9 protein-coding genes and 2 pseudogenes are annotated in these 14354 nt (G+C 67.5%); 4 read left to right on the top strand and 7 right to left on the bottom strand.

Annotated features, from left to right (window positions below):
• Positions 1 to 198: 198 nt before the first annotated feature.
• The gene (locus ACF062_RS38290) at positions 199 to 390 is read left to right on the top strand and encodes a hypothetical protein (protein ID WP_392144718.1); all 192 of its coding nucleotides are present in this window, start codon (positions 199 to 201) and stop codon (positions 388 to 390) included.
• Between the two features lie 234 nt (positions 391 to 624).
• Here the strand turns inward: ACF062_RS38290 and ACF062_RS38295 are convergent, their stop codons facing one another.
• The 3 genes from ACF062_RS38295 to ACF062_RS38305 are packed head-to-tail and all read right to left on the bottom strand — an operon-like array spanning position 625 to position 3526.
• A complete protein-coding gene (locus ACF062_RS38295; protein ID WP_392144720.1) occupies positions 625 to 1347 on the bottom strand; it encodes a type I-E CRISPR-associated protein Cas6/Cse3/CasE in 723 nt (240 codons plus the stop codon).
• Positions 1344 to 2192, bottom strand: coding sequence for a type I-E CRISPR-associated protein Cas5/CasD (gene cas5e / locus ACF062_RS38300; RefSeq protein ID WP_392144721.1), 849 nt, complete (start codon positions 2190 to 2192; stop codon positions 1344 to 1346). The genes ACF062_RS38295 and cas5e overlap by 4 nt, the downstream gene beginning before the upstream one ends.
• On the bottom strand, positions 2189 to 3526 hold the full coding sequence (locus tag ACF062_RS38305) for a type I-E CRISPR-associated protein Cas7/Cse4/CasC (protein ID WP_392144723.1): 1338 nt from the start codon (positions 3524 to 3526) through the stop codon (positions 2189 to 2191). The genes cas5e and ACF062_RS38305 overlap by 4 nt, the downstream gene beginning before the upstream one ends.
• 135 nt (positions 3527 to 3661) lie before the next feature.
• On the opposite strand from ACF062_RS38305, the pseudogene ACF062_RS38310 reads away from it, so the two are divergent.
• A pseudogene (locus tag ACF062_RS38310) lies at positions 3662 to 4849 on the top strand (RNA-guided endonuclease InsQ/TnpB family protein).
• A 35-nt stretch (positions 4850 to 4884) separates the two neighbouring features.
• Here ACF062_RS38310 and casB read toward each other — a convergent pair.
• Together casB and ACF062_RS38320 are read right to left on the bottom strand one after the other, a co-directional pair.
• Positions 4885 to 5469 carry a type I-E CRISPR-associated protein Cse2/CasB gene (casB, locus tag ACF062_RS38315; RefSeq protein WP_392144725.1) on the bottom strand — a complete coding sequence of 195 codons (585 nt, stop codon included), beginning with the start codon at positions 5467 to 5469 and terminating at the stop codon, positions 4885 to 4887.
• On the bottom strand, positions 5466 to 7079 hold the full coding sequence (locus ACF062_RS38320) for a type I-E CRISPR-associated protein Cse1/CasA (RefSeq protein WP_392144727.1): 1614 nt from the start codon (positions 7077 to 7079) through the stop codon (positions 5466 to 5468). Before ACF062_RS38320 ends, casB begins: the two co-directional genes overlap by 4 nt.
• Positions 7080 to 8468: 1389 nt before the next feature.
• On the opposite strand from ACF062_RS38320, the gene ACF062_RS38325 reads away from it, so the two are divergent.
• On the top strand, positions 8469 to 8864 hold the full coding sequence (locus tag ACF062_RS38325) for a hypothetical protein (protein ID WP_392144729.1): 396 nt from the start codon (positions 8469 to 8471) through the stop codon (positions 8862 to 8864).
• Positions 8865 to 8874: 10 nt separating this feature from the next.
• Here the strand turns inward: ACF062_RS38325 and ACF062_RS38330 are convergent.
• Positions 8875 to 9759: pseudogene (locus tag ACF062_RS38330) on the bottom strand (IS5 family transposase).
• Between the two features lie 1835 nt (positions 9760 to 11594).
• Between ACF062_RS38330 and ACF062_RS38335 the strand changes: the two are divergent.
• Entirely contained in the window at positions 11595 to 12713 is a 1119-nt protein-coding gene (locus ACF062_RS38335) for a DUF6907 domain-containing protein (protein ID WP_392144731.1), read from the top strand.
• A gap of 329 nt (positions 12714 to 13042) precedes the next feature.
• Here ACF062_RS38335 and ACF062_RS38340 read toward each other — a convergent pair whose 3' ends face one another.
• Positions 13043 to 14173, bottom strand: coding sequence for a helicase associated domain-containing protein (locus ACF062_RS38340; RefSeq protein WP_392144733.1), 1131 nt, complete (start codon positions 14171 to 14173; stop codon positions 13043 to 13045).
• Positions 14174 to 14354 lie beyond the last annotated feature (181 nt).

Raw genomic sequence — 14354 nt, forward strand, 5'->3', positions numbered from 1 at the left:
AACGTCGGTATCTGCCCGGCACCGTCGGCGGCATCGTCTGCGGAAGAGTTCTCTGAACGCATCTTCAATTGGCCCCTGACCAGTGCTTATGCAGCTTTTTCGGCGCTGTGAAGTCTGCTGAACGCCCTCAGGAAGGTGGATATCTGTGGGACCGCGCCGGGGGAGAGGACCTCCGGCCGCTACCTGAGGGGGACTTGTATGTCCGTTCTGCAGAGCGTTGTTGAACCCGCCTTCAGGGCGGGTGTCGCTCTCTCCGCCGTGACCGCCTTCGCCTACTGCGTGGCGGTGGTGTCGGTGGCGGCTTCGTCCGTGCTCTTTCGCTCCCCGCAGCGCCGGCGTGATGCCCGCGCGACCCTGAGGATCCTGATGCGGCGCCGCGGCGGGCAGTGACGTGTATCGGGCTGGTCCTGGCGGGGCCGCAAGGCGTAGCCTCGGCCCTCGCTGGGCTTCCCGCCAATCTGCGGGAATGGCTCCCGTTAGGAGCACTGCGTCTTTCCCCTCCTGCGTGTGCGGGGATGGTCGGCGTGCCCGGCCGCCGAGGCGCTTCAGCGCCGGTTCCCGCGTGTGTAGGAAACCCAGCGCTGGTATGCTCGCGCCGCGGCGCTGCTCTCGGTGGGGCGGGGCTCAGCGGGTCAAAATCAGACCGCAACTGTAGGCGCGGGCGTGGCCGAGGCCGTTGGCGAGGACGTCTACGAGGGTTTCGGGGTCGGTGACCGTGAGTGTGCCGCGGATCTCGGCCCGGCCGATACGGACCGGTTTGTTGCGGTGGGCGCTGGAGACGGTCGGCAGCATGCGGATCCCGAGGGCTTCGGGGTCGGCGGTTGCGCCGATGCGCACCACACCGTCCTCGGCCATTTTGGGTTCGCCGGCGGGCTGAAGCCGCCGGGTGAACCACCGCTTCACATGCTCTGGTGTGGTGTGTGCGGTGCGGGTGCCACGGGCCTTGTCGGAGACGGGTTTGCCCGAGGGCTTGCTGCGCGTGGGGTTGACGACCGCGCGGAACGCTGCGGATTCGCCTGCCGTGAAGGTGCGGTCGACGGTGATGCTGTGCGGCGCGGTGGTGAAAGCCGCGCGCGGGATGCGCGACCAGTCCCCGGGAACCCGGGACTGGACGACCAGGACGAGGGCCGCTGCCTTCAGGTCCACCGACCAGGTGGACAGGACACCCATGTCGGCGCGTGGGTGTGAGGCGCCGTCCTCGATCCAGCCGCGGAACCCGCTCATGACGGTCCGGTGCATTTCCTGGGCGTCGATCAGGGACTTGGCGACCAGCGGGTGGCGGGCGTCGAGGGAGAGGACGGAGTGAATGGCGACGAAGCGAGCCGTCGAGGCCCGGGTGCTCTTCACGGGATGATGTCCCATTCGGTAGCGGTCGGTGCGATGGTGATGCGCGTGCGGGTCTCCCAGCGGGTGGCGTGAGAGCGGCGGTCGGCATCGAAGCTGACGGGCTGGTCGTGGATCCGCGTGGCGCCGCGCGTGCCGGAGGGCGCCTGGATCCACGCCCAGGGGCGTCGGCCTGAGGTGTCGTATCCCTCGGGCCCGGGCAGCAGGCGTTTGGCGGTAAACGCTTCGGCGATGGTGCCGGGCAGGATCTCGGCGGCCAGGGTGCCGGAGGGCGGGCACGATTTGCGGCCGAGCCACAGCAGCCGTTTGGGGTGCTCCAGGGCGTGGGCGATGTCCTCCAGCAGCGCGCGGTCGGGGTGCTGAAGGGCTGCGACGAACGCCGCGTCTGACAGGTACCAGCGTTCGGTGATCATTGCGGTGCGGGCCAGTTCCGCTGAGACGAGGGTCCCGGAGACCGGGTCAGTGGTGATCTTTTTCGGGGCGCCGTACCAGCGTGCGAGTTCGTGGTGCCCGAAGTCCGGCCCCTGGGCGGTCTCCATGCTCTTGGCGATGGCGGCGGCACGGCGGTGGTCGGTGATGATGTCACGTGGCCGCAGCGGGAACCGGCCGGCGCCGACGGTGTGGTAGTCGCGCACCGGGGTGCCGGGGTGGTCGGCGCGGACCCCGTAGGTGAGTGCGGCGAGGTCGTCCACGGGCTCGGTCCGGTCCCGGCCCAGGGCGGCCGCGCACAGGCCGATGACGGCCGACTTGGTTGGGCGAGTATGGGTGTCGCGGTGCGAGAAACGGGATGTCACGCCCCAGGACTGCAAGGGGGCGGCCAGACGTACGAGCAGGACATGCCCGCTCACGCCGTGAGCTCCTCGGCGCGGGTCACCGTCGTCGCGCCGGTGTCGTCGAGGGTGTGGAGGAGTTCGTTGATCTGCGGGTCGAAGGTCAGGATGCGCCCGGAGGTGATGTCGGGCCGGCGCTGAGCGACGAAAGCATGGTGCTTCAGCAGTCGCCTGACCGCGGCCGGCCCGGCGGGGCCTTCACCGTTCTCGTCGACGGGGCTCTCATCGACGGGGGCCTGAAAGGCGGCCGCGTAGTTGTAGGGGCGCTCGCCTTCGAAGGCCAGGACCAGGGCAGGCAGAGATCCGGTGGACGCGGTCGAGTTCTTCTTCGCCTCGGGGAAGGCTTCGACGAAGGCCGCGACGAACTCTGCCTCCGCCGCAACGGACGTCTCCTCTGCCTCCTGCTCGGTCATGCCGGCCGCCTGGAGGTTGCGGCGCAGCTTGCGGCGATCGAGGACGGCATGGCGGTAGAACGTGCCCGTGATCAGAGACTGGTAGCCGGTCATACCGGCGCCCGAGTCGTCGGCCGCGTCGAGGAAGTCCAGCGCGTTCTTCTTGCGGTCCAACTTCGCGTCGTCAGCAGCGGCGTAGAAATCGTCGACCTGCTCTGCTTCGTGCACCGTGAAAGCGTGGCTGCTCTGGACCGCTCCGTCGACGTTCGGCGAATCCGCGATCTCGGCGAGGAAGCGCCCGTACAGGGCGATGTCGATGGCGTCGCGCGGGGCGAGCGCGGTGAGGATCGCCGCGCGGGTCTCGGCCGGCAGCGCAGGCAGCTTGACCTCAGCTGCGCTGTCCTCCTCCGGCTCTTCCTGCACCGCTCCCTTGCGGCCCCGCTTCTTCTTGACGGCCGCCGCGCTCTGGGCCGTCACGTACTCCTCGGTCCATGCCCGCAGAGTCTCGGACTGCTCGGCGATATGGGCGGCGATGCGGGTGCCTGCGTCCGCCGGCGCGAACAGCAGCACCCGGGTCAGGTTGGCGACGGTCTTCTTATCCGGCTCCCCGAACTTGAGGCCAGTGGCCTCGATCACCGCGCGCGCGGTACGCACGGCCTCCTCCGTCTCCCAACCGTGCTGCGAGGTGAGTGCGCGTGCGGTGAGCAGTGCCCACTCGCGCGTGCGGACGCCGGTGGCACGCCCCGCCAGGGCACCGCGGCCTGCGTTGGCCCGGCCGCGGGTGTGGATCCGCTCGGCCCGACGCCGCGCCTGACTGGTGATCATGTGGCGTTCGGTGCCGCCGTAGACGATGGACTTGGGTGCTCCGTTCTCGTCACGCACAGGCAGTACGGCCACCAGAGTCTCCAGTAGGTGCAAGGAGAGGAACTGGCTGCCGGCGGGAGGGGAGTTGCTGGTCACCTGAACTCCTTCGTGGATGCCCCCACCTTTAGGTGGGGGAGGATTCGAAGCTCCCGCGTGAGCGGGGCCAGGGAGGAGCCGGTTCGCCTTCTGGGTGAATCCGGCGTTGTCAGTGGCGGCAGATACGTTGGTCGGATGTCGACGACCATGCAGCATGCCCGGTATCTGTACCGGCTTCGCGTGTCGTCGACCGCGTCCGCCGCGTTGGATGCGGAGTGGTCGCGGCTGCGGTGGGTGTGGAACGAGTGCGTGGCTCGTTCGAAGAAAGCACATGCGGGCGGCGAGAAGTACGGTCCGGCGCGGCTGGACAAGATGCTGACCGAGGCCCGGCAGTCGATGGCGTGGCTGCGCGAGGGCGCTTCGGTGCCACAACAACAACTCATCAGGGATTTCGCGAAGTCGCGGACGAAGACGTTGAACGACATCAAGGCCCGGCTTCCGCAGCGGCAGCGGGTGGGCATGCCGAAGTACAAGAGGAAGCGCGATGCCCGGCCGTCGCTGAACTACACCCAGCGTGGCTTCAGCCTGAAGGACGGCCATCTGCACCTGGCGGGCGGGATCGTGATGCGGCCGGTGTAGTCGCGGGAATTGCCCGCCGCGCCTACGTCGGTGCGTGTCTACCGAGACAGCCTCGGACACTGGTACGCCTCGTTCGTCGTCCCCGCCCCGGTCGAGATCCTGTCCGCCACGGGCAAGGCGATCGGTATCGACTGGGGGGTGAAGGAGACCGCGACCACCACGAGCGACGCCCACGATCTGCCTCACGCTCAACACGGGCGCACGGCCACGCAGAAGCTCGCGAATTACCAGCGGATGATGGCCCGCCGTCGCCCCCAGCGCGGTCAGCCCGCGTCGAGGGGCTACCGACAGGCCAAGCGCCAGACCGCCGAGCTCCACAAGAAGATCGCCCGGCAACGGCAGGACACGGGCCGCAAGTGGGCTAAGACGGTGGTGCGTGACCACGACGCCATCGCGGTGGAGGACTTCCGCCCACGCTTTCTCGCCAAGAGCACGATGGCGCGCAAGGCCGCCGACGCCGCCATCGGCGCCACCAAGACGGCCCTTGTCGAGATGGCCCGCAAGCACGGCCGCGTACTGCATCTGATCAACCCCGCGCACACCACGATGGACTGCGCGCACTGCGATACGAGAGCCAAGCATCGCCTACCTCTCTCCGAGAGAACGTATACGTGCACCGCGTGCGGAGCCGTGTCCCCCAGGGACAAGAACTCCGCCCGCGTGATGCTCGTCCGGGCTGGTCTCAACCCGGCTGATGCTGATGGCGGAAGTCCGGCACGCTCGCTGAGCGTGCAGGCTGCCTGAGTCAGGAATCCCCCTGCTTCAGCTGGGGGAGGACGTCAAATGGTGGAGTCCTTCTCGGTGGAGGAGGCGGCATTCGAGGCAGTGGATCGTGCGGCGGCAGCCCGGGGCGCAGGGATGTGGAAGGCCACGCCCCATTCGTAGGGGACACGGGCTTTACGGTCGTGCCACTGGTTGAGGTCGTCGACGAGCCGGGACCAGGAGGGCGGTTGCCGGTCGCAGGCCCGAAGGCGTGCGACGGCGTGCTGCAGATGACGCCACGGGATGCGGCGGCTGGAGACGATGCGGTCGATCAGGCGGGCGGCGCCCGGATCATCGGGGCCGCGCCCGTTGCCGCTTCCGATGCGGCGTGCGGCATCACCCAGACTGCCGTACCCGTAGGCGGGCTTGGAACGGCCCTGGTGGTAGATCGCGAACAGGAAGGCGACCTGGGCGTAGACCTCGCGCTGGGCCTCGTCGGGGCTGTACCACAGGGCCCGGAAGTGGGGTTCGCGCTGGACGCGGGGACGCCGGAGCTCGGCGAGGCTGGCGTAGTCGTGGTTGTGGACGAGACTGGCGAGCCACGCTGTGAGCGCGACGGCGCTTTCACTGTCGTCCGGGTCGGCGCCGGGCCTGGTGGTCATGGGGACTCTCCTCGGAGCTCGGCCGGGGCCTGCGGCTGGGCCAACTCGTCGTCGAACCGTCTCAAGGCGCAGGCCCTGGCCTTGGCGCCCTGAGAGCTTCTGGGCAGCGGATCGAGGCATTCGGCCAGGAACATGCGAGCGGCGGTGGCTACGGTGTCCGCGTACACCAGCAGCAGGGCCCGCACGTCCTCGCCCAGGGTGGTCTCTTCCATCAGCACATCGAACGGCTCCTGTGTCGCCGCCCAGTGCTGAGCGCGTGCGTCGAACCGGGCGATCTGACTGTTCTTGTCGGCCGGTTTGGGGTTCGGGTATGCCACGCGCCAGGCCGCGAACGCCGCCTTGTACAGAGCATCCGCCACGAACTCGGCAATCTGCGAACCCCGGTAGGAGGCGAGATAGAGGCGGGCTTCCAGCCCAGGGGCGAACGGGAAGGTCCCGTCGACCCAGGCGATGGCGGTGGTCTGCTTCGCGACAAGACCGACTGCCCACAACTCGATGCGGCGCGCCGGCTGCTGGCCGGGTTCGGGAGCCACGTCCTCGGCCGGGAAGAGCGCCAGCCTCCGGTACAAGGTGCCGCCGTCGTTCCTGCCAGGCTGCGAGCGCGCTTCGGCTACCGCAGCGTAGAGAGCATGTGCCTGACGCCAGACAGCCCTGGTTGCCGAAGCCCACAAGGGCTTGCTGGTGCCATCTGCCCTCGTGGCGTACACAGCATCCTGCAAGTGCTCGTCCGTCAGCGCGAGGAGCTCACCCGCACCGAGCAGCACCCGGTCCACCTGCTCGCCGTCACGGGTCGGGCGAAGCAGGATCGAGCGACCGAGGTAGCTGTGCAAATCGGCCGGTCCTGCCACTGCCCGGCCCTTGGGCTTGGCTGCGAACTCCCGCCGCTTCATGCCGACGGTCCAGGTGCGGTTCAGCTCCCCGGCCGGTCCGTCGACCGGAGCCAGGTTGAGGCGCAGCGTCTCACCAAGGGTATCCCCGAGCGCCATGACCCGTACCCGGGTGCCCAAGCGGGTGGCAGCGAGATTGGTGATGGTGGCACCCAGAGTTTCCTTGCCAGAGATCCTGGCGCGTCCGGCCGGTCCGTATACGTGCTGGGTGAGCATGGCCCGGAATGCGGCAGCGACCGGCAGTGGACTGGGGTGTTCCAGATGGTGGTGATCGAAGAACTGGTTGTAGTCACCGACACGTTCGATCACAAGCTGTGCAGGCCCGGCACCGTGCTCGTCGAGGAACGGAGCGAGCAGAGCGTTCTGCCCCAGAGGCTCGGAGGGGTGGAACAGGTCCCAGACCTCGCTCTCAGGCCGCTGCTTGAGCCACTGGGCGGCCGGCCGGAATACATCTTTCTGATCCACCCAGGCAGGCCACTGCGCAGTCGACGCCGGATACGTGCCGGACGCGTAGCAGATGGCCAGCAGGAACTCGAGAACCGCCACCTTCTCGCCCGGCGTGCCGCCTTCCACGTTCCGAATGCCATCGGCATCGTGGAGCAGGTCCACAAGGCTCACATCAAGAAGCCGGTCGTCCACAGTCAGCACCGGGATGCACGGGGCCTCCCGCGGATCCCACCGGGGCCGGAGGGCCTCGGCACGTAAAGCGCTTGAGTCAGACACGATCCGTCATTGCTCCACTGCTCATAACGGTTACCTGCTTCAACGGGACAGGACGTTAGCAGGCCGGAGCGTCCGAGGCAGGAGATTCATCAGATCCCCAAATCCGTTACGTACATGGGGAGTCGAATACAGAATGCCTCTCTGGGCGCTTGTACTTCAAAGTGCTCCGGCAGCCCCCTTCACTTCGTCGCACGCGGGAATGGGCCCGTCAGGGCCTGCGGTCACAGCGTCTCGATCAGCTGCTCCCCGCGCCCGCAGGGATGAACCCTCTTACGACCCGGATCACGACATCTGAGACACCCTGCTCCCTGCGCCTGCGGGGATGGACCCTTGAATGGCGCGTACGGACAGAGCAGGACCAACTGTTCCCCGCTCTCGCGGGGATGGACCTGCGGTGTCGGTGGGGTCGAAGGCTGCTGGCACGGCTCCCCGCGCCTGCGGGGATGGCCCGTTCGTCATCGACCAGGCGGGCAACGTCTACGACTGCTCCCCGCACAGCGCGGTAATGGACGCGATCCGAATGAGACCCCGGACATGGGCCCTACCCTGCTCCCCACTGCGCGGGGATGGACCCAACCTCGGGTGCTGGGTTTTCGGTGGCTGGCCCCGTTCCCCGCACACGCCGGGGCCCCACGTTCCGTCCGCGTTGATAGGGCTGATCTGCTCCCCTGTACCCGCGGGGATGGCCCCTCTGGAGTGGTGGACGGGTGCTGTGTCATGAGGTCTCCCCCGTGTCGGCCGATGGTCCCGTCGAGGACGGCGAGAACGTGTCCTGCAAGGCGTGCTCCCCGCGCGCGGGGATGGACCCGTCACAAGCGTCCACGTCTCCGGCTGGATGAGCTGCTCCCCGCACGCGCGGGGATGGCCCCTTCGGCTTGTGGTTGGTCGCGAGCATGATCAGCTGCTCTCCGCGCCCGCGGGGATAGTCCATGCTCATCTGCTCCTCCAAATCCGTGAACACCGTGAGGTGGCCGAGGTCTGGTGGGGGTGTGGCCGGGGTTGGTCGCTGCGCTGGTGGCCGATACCGACCACCGCCCACAGGCATGCCCATCTGCTTGGGCGCTGGTGCGAGTTGCTCGCTGAGATCAGTCTGTCCCCAGGGACCTCACGGGCGGGCCCGGTGTGCGTAGCTGCCTCTGGTGTCTCGCTCAGCTGGGCGGCAGGTATGTCCGAATCTTCGAAAGTTGCTCAGAACGGCTTCTCTGCCCGGTATGCCCAGGTCAGCGAGACTGCTCCCTGCGCCTGCGGGGATGGACCCGGCGACGAGGATGCGGCGATCCTCTCCGAGGCATGCTCCCCGCGCAGGATGGAGCCGACTAGGGGCTGTCCGATGGGTCGTGAAAGCTAATCAAGGCTGTGGCCTACTCTTCGCTGAACGAAGGGGGTCGCATGTCGCGCTACACAGCCGAAGCAGAGTCAGGGATGAGGGGGATCACGTTTCCCGCCTGGCGCGGAAAGCACTACGTGACTCTGGCCGAGCTGCTGGTTCGCCTCGGCAGCTTCGGCCTGGACCTGACCTGGCGCGTCGAACTCGACGAGTTCGTCGATCCTCGCTGTGCCGAGATGGAGAGAAGGTCCGCCGAATCCGGCATGGACACGTTGACGCTGTTGTCATTGACTACCTCCTTCCTCCAGTTGATCGACGCCGAAGTATGTGGGTTCGCCGGGGACGAGCTGGTGGTCGTCCTGACCGAAGTCGACAGTTCCCTGTGGGACGTCAGGGCTGTTGACGAACGCGTACTCAGCGAACTTCGCCCCCACTACCCGGATGCCCAGGACCTCTGAACGGGGAGCTTCACTCCGGACGGAGCCATAGGCGGATTGCGGCTACGGTGACCGTTCCGTGGAAGACATACGCGCGCTTGTCGAAGCGCGTGGCGACGGCCCGGAAGTTCTTGAGCCGGTTGATGGTCCGCTCGACTTCGTTGCGGCGGCGGTAGATCGTCTTGTCGAACCCTGTAGGCCGGCCGCCTTGGCTGCCGCGGCGCCGGCGGTTGGCCCGCTGGTCTCTCGGCTCGGGGATCGTGTGTTTGATCTGGCGTCTGCGCAGGTGACGCCGATTGCGGCGTGACGAGTACGCCTTATCGCCTCCGACATGGTCGGGCCGGGTGCGTGGTCGTCCACCAACCTGCCGGGGTACGCGGATCTCTTCCAGGACGGGAATCATCTGCGGTGCGTCCCCCCACTGGCCGGGCGTGATGACAAACCCGAGCGGGCGGCACCCGCCTTCTCCGGCGAGGTGGATCTTGCAGGTGAGCCCGCCTCGCGAGCGCCCCAGGGCCTCTTCGGAGCGGTGACGCGCCGGGCTCCTGCGCCGACCCGGGATCTTCGGGGCACGAGTGGAGGCGCCGGCCGCGTGCTGATGAGCGCGGCAGGTCGTGGAATCGACGCTGACCATGCTTCAGTCGATCCGGCCCTCGGCATCGGCGTCGGCCTGGACGGCCCGCAGAATTCTCTCCCACGTGCCGTCCGCCGACCACCTTCGATGTCGATCGTAGACCGTCTTCCAACTACCGAAGCAGGAAGGCAGGTCCCGCCAGGGCAGGCCGGTCCGCTGCCGGAACAGAATCCCGTTGATCACACGACGGTGGCATTGCCAGCGCCCTCCCCGCCCGCGATTCACTGGCAAGTGCGGTTCCAGACGAGCCCACTCTTCATCCGAAAGATCTCCCCGCCCCATGCCCCACGGAACGAGTCCCCAGCAGGAGCGTCACGCGACCCATCGGACACAACCTAGCCCGCGAAGCTGTACTCGGTGATGGCCTGCTCCCCGCGCCCGCCGGGATGGACCCACGCCGTGCGGCGCGGACTGCATTAGCGCCTGCTGCTGATCTCGGGGGCGCACATTCGGTGACAGCCACCGGCGGGGGCCGGTGCCGTGATGTAGCGTCATACGGGTTTGTGGTGGCATGTGGTGAGTTTTTTGGTGCGCGTAGCCCGCATATGAGGCCTGCCCGGGGGGTGAGATGTCCGAGTCTTGGGAAGTTGCTCAGGAGGTTTCTCCGCGCGTGCGGGGGCGGACCCTACGAGCTGGTAGCGGTGACCGTGCCCGGCAACTGCTCCCCGCGTGCGGGGATGGCCCCTGGGCCTCAGGGTCAGGGGCCGGCGCCCAGTACTGCTCCCCGCGCGTGCGGGGATGGACCCAACGTCGGGCTCGGGGTCTTCGGTGGCTGACCCCGTTCCCCGCACACACGGGGCCCTACGTACCGTCCGCCACGCTGATAGAACTGATGTTCTCCCCTGTACCCGCAGGGATGGTCCCTCCGGGGTGGTGGACGGGTGCTGTGTCATGAAGTGTCCCCGCGCCGGCGGATGGTCCCGTTGACGACGGCGAGGACGTGACCTACAAGGCGTGTTCCCCGCACCCGCGGGGGATGGTCCCTTCGGTGGCAGGTAGGCGAAGGCGCCGATGAGGCACTCCCCTGCACAGGTGGGGATGGACCCGCTTACGACCCGGATCACGCCATCTGGGGCACCCTCCTCCCTGCGCCCGCGGGGATGGACCCGGCTTGGGCAGCATGCCGACAACGGTTGTCACGTGCTCCCCGCACCTGTGGGGATGGTCCCTGACCCAACGACGAGTTCCTCGTGGGCTGGGAATGCTCCCGCATGTGCGGGGATGGTCCCGCCGTCGGGCAGATTCTGAAGACGGGCCTGGCGTGCTCCCCGCATCCGTGGGGATGGCCTCACCACGGAGATGGTCGAAGCCGGGATGGCGGCGTGCTCCCCGCGCCCGCGGGGATGGAGCCCCACTTGTTGTAGATCAGGCGCCGCTTGCCGTCCTGCTCCCCGCGTCGGTGGGGATGGCCCCCAGGCCACGGTCACCGTCGACGGCCACGAAGTCTGCTCCCCGCGCCCGCGGGGGTGGACCCTACGAGGTCACCGAACCGGTCCCAGGCCTTGGCTGCGTCCCGCGCAGCGGGGATGGACCCGCCGAGAGGCGTATCTGTGTTCGTGGCCGCGGCCTTGTATGCGCCGGGCAAGCCAGAAGCCGGTGCGTGCCTCGCGGGTCGCGACAAAGTCGTCCTCGCCGAATTGAAGCTCATCACCCGTCGCTGTCGAGCGCCGTGAAACCCAGCGGCGCGGCCGCAGCGGAACTGCTGGAAGTTATGTTCTTGTGCGTCTCTGCTCTTCCTGTCCGTCCGCCGTGCGCAGCAAGGCGCTGCCCGAGGTTCGAGACGAGGGGACGTGCTGCAGGGCTATGGAACCGGGGGCTGCGACGGCTTGATCACCAACCGTCGCCCTTTGGCAGATCGGTAGCAAGGTCGAGCTAGAGATCGTCAGCACCGGCCCCGCCGTCCTTGCCCGCCGACAGAGCCCTCGCCCCCCGGCAGGCCGCAGATGCCTTTGCAAAAGCACGCCAGCGCGGAGGCGCACCCTACACGTCTTCGACCAGACATCGAACGGCATTGGGGGCGGCACCACCCGAACGAGGACGATACGCCTCGACCACTCCCGTCAACGCGACTACGCCGATCAGAAAGGTTGATTCGAGCCGACGAAAGGGCAGTCCCCATGAGCATCATGGATACACACTCCACGGCCAGCGAGCACCTCGTCCCTCTGGCCCCGCAGCTCGTCAACGACACCGCGAAGGCTGCAGCCCGTGGTGAGCCGTCGGCAATGGACGCGGCCCACATCATCCTCCGCCTGGAGCAGAATCATGCCAAGGCGAACGCTGTCGGTTGCGGTGGCTCCGAACTGGGCGCCATTTACCGGCTGTTAGTCAGCCTCGTTTCTGAAGCGGACAACCCTCAAGCTGTCATCGCGCATGTGGCTGAACTCCTCAGCGACCACGTCGAGAACACGGCCTGCTTGCCTAAGCTCGTCCACGAGTGTGAGCGCCTTGGCCTGGCCCTTCAGTTGACTGAGGATCCGGCTGTGGATCTTCCCGAAATCAGGGTCTTCGAGGGCCGCCGCACTGTCGTCGCCCGCACCGACGAGGTGGCCGTGGCATACGATGACGTCCACGCCATCGGCCGCTGCCGCGCCTGCAGCGGTGAGCTGGACGGCACCGCCCTCATCGACTTCCCTGCCAATGCCCTCCTGAGCTTCCGCTCTGTGCAAGACATGACCGGCGCGGAAGTCAAGATCTGCCGCGCTTGCGTCGAGGCATCCGGCCTCCCGCTCACCGCTGCCCAGCGCGGCGGCGAGTGGATGCTCCGCTGGGGCTGCCTTCCGTGGTGCGTCAACGACCACGCCGAGCCGTTCGCCGCAGAGTGGCACACCACCCTTCCTGCCGAGACCAAGCTGCGAGACGCCGCCATCGACTCCTGTGGACGCAGCGGGAACGGCGACGGGCTGCCGTGGCTGTCCGCGCGGGTCGTCGTCAGCAACGACAAGCCGCAGGCGCACGGCCGCAACACTCAGGTATGGCTGGACTATGGCCTCCATACGGGCGAGCTGAGCCCGGCCGAGGCGCGGAGCGCGATGGAGGCGATGCGCTGCTTTGTCAAACGGCTGGAGCACGTGGTCACACAGGCGGAGGAAAACGCACAGGACGACTTCGAGGGTGACCCCGAGATCGCGCTTCTCGATCGTGAGGCGGCGGACCGCCGGGTCCAGTTTCTCCGGAACCCGTCTGAGCCGGCAGCTCATCGCAAGACAGCCTCAACAGTCAGCGACAGTTCGTGAAGCTGACGGCTCACTGACCAACATGGGCCGAGGCTCTACCTGCGTTCTTCGCGTACCGCCTCAATACAGTGGCAGGACAAGCGGACGGCCGTGCAGGACCCCACGGCGCCCCAGGAGTCAGCGAAGGGCCCTACCTCCAAGGAGAAGTGCAAACCGGGGCGTGTGGTGGCCGGAAGCCTCGGCCTGAACACCGTCTGCAAGGGTGGAGCTGGGACCACATCGGCCGAGCAGATACGGAGCCGACGAACCCGTGTTTACCGTGAAGCCGGGCAAAAGCAGCAGCTGCCCGAAGGAGCACAGCCCTGTTTGTCGCGGCTCGTTCGATCTGATCAGTGTCCGGGGTGTTGAGCTGGTCTGATCAGTTGGCTGGTTGGGGCTGGCGGTGGGCTCTGCGTTGGCGAGGGGCTTGACGTTGCTTGCGGGCTGGGGCTGGGCGGGGTCTGTGAGCTGTGGGTTTCCTGCCTCGGGGTGGCCGTAGGTCCGTTGGTCAGTTCTATTGGTTGGCCGGTCAGTTTCGTTGGGCGGCTGTTGTAGCTGATCAGGGGTGTGGGTCCGTGGATGCCGAGGGTGCTCAGGAGGTGTTGTTGGTGGGGGTGGAGCTGGTTCCAGGCTTGCTGCTGGGTGCGAATCCATCGGATGGTCTGGTTGGGGAGGGGCACGCCGGCGTTGTGGTGGGTGTGGGCTTGGTGGTAGCTGTGGTTCCAGGAGGCCCGCCAGGGTGGGTTCCACCACGGGTCGAGTGCGGTGAGCTGTGTGTCGTGAGGCCAGGGCCGGCCGGTGCGGCGTAGGTGGGCGACGGCGCGTTTGCGCTGCTCGTACAGCCACCAGCCCAGGGGAAATCCGTCGTGTTCGGTGGTGTAGTGGGCGGTGCCGAGTCCGCCGTGAGTGTGTGCGTAGGAGCGGGCGTAGGGCAGGCCGCCGTCGATGGATGAGGAGACGGTTGTGGGGCGCGACCGGCTGGCGCCGGTTCTGCGGCGCGTGCGTGTCTCCTGCTGGGGGCGGGCGGCGTGTGCGTCCTGGGGTGTTATGCCGAGGCCGGTCAGGAGTTCCTGCTGGCCCGGGTGGAGGTCGTCATAGTTGATGCACTGGGTGAGCAGCCATCTGGTGGCGGCTGGAGGGAGTCCGGGGAAACCTGCGGCTGCGTTCAGAGCGTGGCCGTGGATCTCGTTTCTGACGGCATGATAGGCGATTTGCCATGGTAGGCCCCAGGATGGGTTCCACCATGAGTCAAGGACGTCGAGGGCCTCGGCGCGACGGTGGGGGAGTCGGCCGTTGGCGGCCCGTTTGCGTTGGTGAGCGAGCCATGTCCCCAGCCGGTAGCCGTGGTGGTTCGCGCTTTTGGGCACGGCGAGGTGTCCGTGCTGGGCAGCGTAGGAGCGGGCGTGGCCCAGGCCGGTGTCGAATGAGGATTGCTGGGTGACGCGACGGGGCCGTGCGGTGGGGGCATTGGTGGCGGTGATGCCGAGTTGCGTGAGCCTGTGTTGCTGCCCCGGGTGGAGGTTCTGGTAGGCGACGCACTGGGTGTAGAGCCACTGCCCAGTCCAGTAACAGTGAACTCGGCTGGAAGCACTTCTCGGGGAGCCACAACATAAAGAAGTGCAGTGTCGTCAACACTGCACTGAAGAACCACCCCGTGAGCCG

The organism is Streptomyces sp. NPDC015345 (assembly GCF_043078805.1).
Taxonomy (GTDB): Bacteria; Actinomycetota; Actinomycetes; order Streptomycetales; family Streptomycetaceae; genus Streptomyces.

Coding starts and splice junctions, on each gene's coding strand:
- ACF062_RS38335 (WP_392144731.1), top strand. CDS start 11,595: ATGAGCATCATGGATACACACTCCACGGCCAGCGAGCACCTCGTCCCT.
- casB (WP_392144725.1), bottom strand. CDS start 5,469: ATGACCACCAGGCCCGGCGCCGACCCGGACGACAGTGAAAGCGCCGTC.
- ACF062_RS38290 (WP_392144718.1), top strand. CDS start 199: ATGTCCGTTCTGCAGAGCGTTGTTGAACCCGCCTTCAGGGCGGGTGTC.
- ACF062_RS38325 (WP_392144729.1), top strand. CDS start 8,469: ATGTCGCGCTACACAGCCGAAGCAGAGTCAGGGATGAGGGGGATCACG.